Source organism: Bacteroidales bacterium, from assembly GCA_021648725.1.
Taxonomy (GTDB): domain Bacteria; phylum Bacteroidota; class Bacteroidia; order Bacteroidales; family JAADGE01; genus JAADGE01.
On sequence record JAKISF010000064.1, the window covers coordinates 1 to 4,307 of the forward strand.

Consider the following 4,307-nt stretch of genomic DNA (forward strand, 5'->3'; position numbering starts at 1 on the left):
AATTACATATACATTACCGGAATCAAAACAAACTAAATCAAAAATACCGGAAATGGACGAAGATCAAACCGAATTATCCGAAATTATTAATCGGAATTTTTAGGGTGTTGCAAAGACGAAAACAGGAAAAGATATCCTGTATTGGAAAAAACACCTTACTTCCCGATTGCCGTTTAATAATTTTGTTTAAAAACATCAAATAATATACTCAAAATTAAGCTATTTTTTTTAATTTTGAGAACTCAAATTATTTGGAAAGATTCCAAATAAGAAAAATAAATATTTGAAGAATTTAAAATATATAACATTATGGCAAAAGTAAAAGGTGCAATAATCGTTGATACAGAACGATGCAAAGGTTGTAATCTTTGCGTTGTAGCTTGTCCTACGGATGTAATTGCATTAAATGAACAAGTAAACGGAAAAGGATTTAATCCTGCATTTCCTGAAAATCACAGTGCTTGTACCGCGTGTATGAGTTGCTCAATGGTTTGTCCGGATATGTGTATCACTGTCTATAGATACAAACCGCAATAAGAATCAGTTTAACTCAAATTTGAAAAAGAGAATGGAAGAATTTAAATTAATGAAAGGCAACGAAGCAATAGCAGAAGCTGCCATAAGAGAAGGAGTTGACGGATACTTTGGTTATCCTATTACTCCGCAATCAGAAGTTATTGAATATTTAATGCTTGAAGAACCGTACAAAACAACAGGAATGGTTGTTTTACAAGCAGAAAGTGAAATAGGTGCTATAAATATGGTTTACGGTGCGGCAGGTGCAGGGAAAAAAGCTATGACTTCGTCATCGAGCCCCGGAATAAGCCTTAAACAAGAAGGAATTTCATACATGGCAGGTTCTGAACTACCCTGTGTTATTGTTAATGTTGTCAGAGGCGGTCCGGGACTAGGGACTATACAACCTTCACAAGCAGATTATTTTCAAACAGTAAAAGGCGGAGGACACGGAGATTACAGACTTATTGTTTTAGCACCGGCATCCGTTCAGGAAATGGCAGATTTCGTTGAAGATGGTTTTGATTTAGCTTTTAAATACAGAACTCCGATGATGATATTATCCGACGGTTTAATCGGACAAATGATGGAAAAGGTAAAACTTAAACCACAAAAAACCAGATTAACCGAAGCCGAAATCAGGGCTAAATACGGAGACTGGGCAACTATAGGACATAAGCCTTCTGAACGTAATATTATTACTTCATTAGAGCTTAAATCAGAACGTCAAGAAAAGCATAATCACAAATTGCAGGCAAAGTACAGAGAGATTGAAAAAAATGAAATAAGATACGAAAAAATAAACTGCGAAAACGCTGATTATCTATTAGTTGCATACGGTTCAAGTGCAAGAATTTGTCAAAAAACAATTCAACTCGGTAAAGAAAAAGGTATTAATATCGGTTTAATAAGACCGATTACACTTTGGCCCTTCCCGAGCAAAGTAATTAATGACGCAGCGGATAAAGTTAAAGGAATTTTATCGGTAGAATTAAGTGCAGGACAAATGGTTGAAGATGTCAGATTAGCTGTTAACGGAAAAGTAAAAGTTGAACATTACGGACGATTCGGAGGTATGATTCATTCTCCCGATGAAGTTCTTGAAGCATTAGAACAAAAAATAATAGGAGGATAAAACTATGTCAGAAATTATAACACCCGAAGAAATAATAAAAAAAGGAACATTAGTTTTTGAGAAAACAAAACTGATGACCGATGCAAACTTATCTTATTGTCCGGGATGCGGACACGGAGTTGCACACAGAATTACAATGGAAGTTCTGGAAGAAATGGGAATAGGAGATCAAACAATAGGTATTGCTCCCGTCGGATGTTCCGTTCTTGCTTACGATTTTATGAATATTGATATGCAACAAGCAGCTCACGGAAGAGCTCCGGCAGTTGCAACCGGTATAAAACGCCTTTTTCCCGAAAAATATGTTTTTACCTATCAAGGTGACGGAGATTTAGCAGCCATCGGTACAAATGAAACAATTCATGCGTGTAACAGAGGTGAAAATATCGTAATTATTTTTATTAATAACGGAATTTACGGAATGACGGGAGGGCAAATGGCTCCGACTACTCTTGCAGGGATGAAATCATCAACTTCGCCTTACGGAAGAGACCTTGGTATGACAGGACATCCGATTAAGATTACTGAATTAGTCGCTAACTTACCCGGTGTCTGTTTTGCAACAAGGCAAGCAGTTCATAAACCCGGCTTAGTGCGAAAAGCAAAAAAAGCAATTAAAAAAGCATTTGAAAACCAAAGAGATAAAAAAGGTTTGTCAATTGTTGAAATTGTTTCAAATTGTAACTCAGGTTGGAAAATGACCCCGGTAAAATCAAATGAATGGTTAGAAGAAAATATGTTGCCTGTATTTCCTCTCGGAGATATTAAAGGATAATTCTTAAATATAAAATTAAAAAGAAATGACAGAAGAAATTATTATAGCAGGATTCGGCGGGCAAGGTGTTCTCTCAATGGGAAAAATCTTAGCTTATTCCGGAATAATGCAAGACAAAGAAGTTAGTTGGATGCCTTCATACGGACCCGAAATGCGAGGTGGAACTGCAAATGTTACCGTTATTTTAAGCGATGAAAGAATCAGTTCTCCCGTATTAAGATATTATGATACTGCAATTGTATTGAATCAACCTTCGATGGATAAATTTGAAGAAACCGTTAAACCCGGAGGTTTATTGCTTTATGATCCTAACGGAATTATACATCCGCCTACAAGAAAAGATATTAATATATATAAAATTGAAGGAGCTTTTGAAGCATCAAAAATGAAGAGTTCAAAAACATTTAATATGATTGTTTTGGGTGCATATTTAAAAATTAAGCCGGTTGTTGAAATGGAAAATATCTTGAAAGGTTTAAAAAAATCATTACCCGAAAGGCATCATCATTTAATACCGCTTAACGAAGATGCAATCAAGGTCGGTCTTGCAAAAGTTGAAGAAATACAAACAGCTTAGGATAATGAAAGACTTGCAAATTGCAGGTCTTTTTTTTATCTCTTATATCATACTGAAAAATTATTATCTTTACAAAAACAAATTATTTAATTAAATTATGGAAAATATGAAAAAACTTTTATTTGCACTGATATTTGCGGCATTTTTATTCGGCTGTAAATCAGAAGACACAAACAATGATGACACTCCTAATGATACTACAACTGTTGTTGTTACGGACAAAACAAATGAAAATACAGATACAACAGAAATTGTTTTAAGCGATGAAGAAGCAGAGGTTAAATCTGACGAAATTCTAAAAAAAACAGAGGACATTAACAATAAATTAGATGATATTTTAAATAACTAAAATTATACTAAAAATGAAAAAAGTAATATACATAATGATGATTGCTGTTTTTGTTATTTTTTCAGGGCAAGCAATAGCTCAAAAAACAAATGATAAAGGCGGAAGTAAAACTAAAAAAGAACAAAAATATAATCCTGATAACAATAAATCAGACGAAGTAAAAGAAAAGGAAAAAGATAAAAAAGAAAAAGAACTCAGAGAAAAAGATAAAAAAGAACGAGAAAGAAAAGAACGAGAAAGAAAAGAAAAACAGAATAAAGAAAGAAAAGAAAAGAAAAATGACTCTAAAGTTAAATCTGATGATGACAATGATAACGATGATTTTGACAAACCCGAAAAAAAACTTGAAAAAGCTGACGACAATATAGAGCGAGCTAAAACAAAGATTAAAAAAGCTTATGAACATATAGAAAAACAAAGAGAAAACTCCCAAATATCAGAAGAACAGTACCTTAAAAAGAAATCTGAAATTAAAGAACTGGAAAAAGAATTAGATAAGCTCGAAGGAGAGAAATTAGATATTAAAAAACATTACAAAAAAAATAAGACAGAATAAAAAAATCCCGTTTTAATAAAAGTGTAAAGTCGATTATATAAATCGGCTTTATGCACTTCTACGGATAACATCTTTTTCCGCAAAAATAAAGTTTATTCTAAAAGAAAGGCTATGGTTTAGGTATTCTGTGAATTATTGTTTATTTTTACAAAAAAACCTGATATGGATATAGCTATATTAAAATCACAATTTACAGATTTGGATATTTGCGCACAAGAACAGCTGATAGACGAGCTCACACTGATAAAAGACGATTCAAATTATAATTTATTAACCAATGTCGTTTAGTTAAGGATTAATCATAACTGTGTAAAAATAAGAAAAATATAATAAAAAGTTCTTTGAAATTTTGCTTTTTAAAAATAGTATTTATTTTTACGGTATATATAGGGGGTAAGT

Annotated in this window: 6 protein-coding genes; all 6 read left to right on the forward strand. The window is 32.8% G+C overall.

Translation table 11 applies throughout. The features are described 5' to 3' along the window. The first annotated feature begins 309 nt into the window (after positions 1-309). On the forward strand, positions 310-537 hold the full coding sequence (locus tag L3J35_13640) for a ferredoxin family protein (protein MCF6367226.1): 228 nt from the start codon (positions 310-312) through the stop codon (positions 535-537). Positions 538-568: 31 nt separating this feature from the next. Beyond that, positions 569-1,651, forward strand: coding sequence for a 3-methyl-2-oxobutanoate dehydrogenase subunit VorB (locus L3J35_13645; GenBank protein MCF6367227.1), 1,083 nt, complete (start codon positions 569-571; stop codon positions 1,649-1,651). Positions 1,652-1,667: 16 nt separating this feature from the next. Continuing rightward, entirely contained in the window at positions 1,668-2,426 is a 759-nt protein-coding gene (locus tag L3J35_13650) for a thiamine pyrophosphate-dependent enzyme (GenBank protein MCF6367228.1), read from the forward strand. Positions 2,427-2,451: 25 nt separating this feature from the next. Beyond that, a complete protein-coding gene (locus L3J35_13655) occupies positions 2,452-3,003 on the forward strand; it encodes a 2-oxoacid:acceptor oxidoreductase family protein (protein ID MCF6367229.1) in 552 nt (183 codons plus the stop codon). Between the two features lie 106 nt (positions 3,004-3,109). Next, complete coding sequence (locus L3J35_13660) at positions 3,110-3,352, forward strand: hypothetical protein (GenBank protein ID MCF6367230.1); 243 nt, start codon at positions 3,110-3,112, stop codon at positions 3,350-3,352. A gap of 13 nt (positions 3,353-3,365) precedes the next feature. Next, a complete protein-coding gene (locus L3J35_13665; protein MCF6367231.1) occupies positions 3,366-3,908 on the forward strand; it encodes a hypothetical protein in 543 nt (180 codons plus the stop codon). The last annotated feature ends 399 nt before the right edge of the window (positions 3,909-4,307 follow it).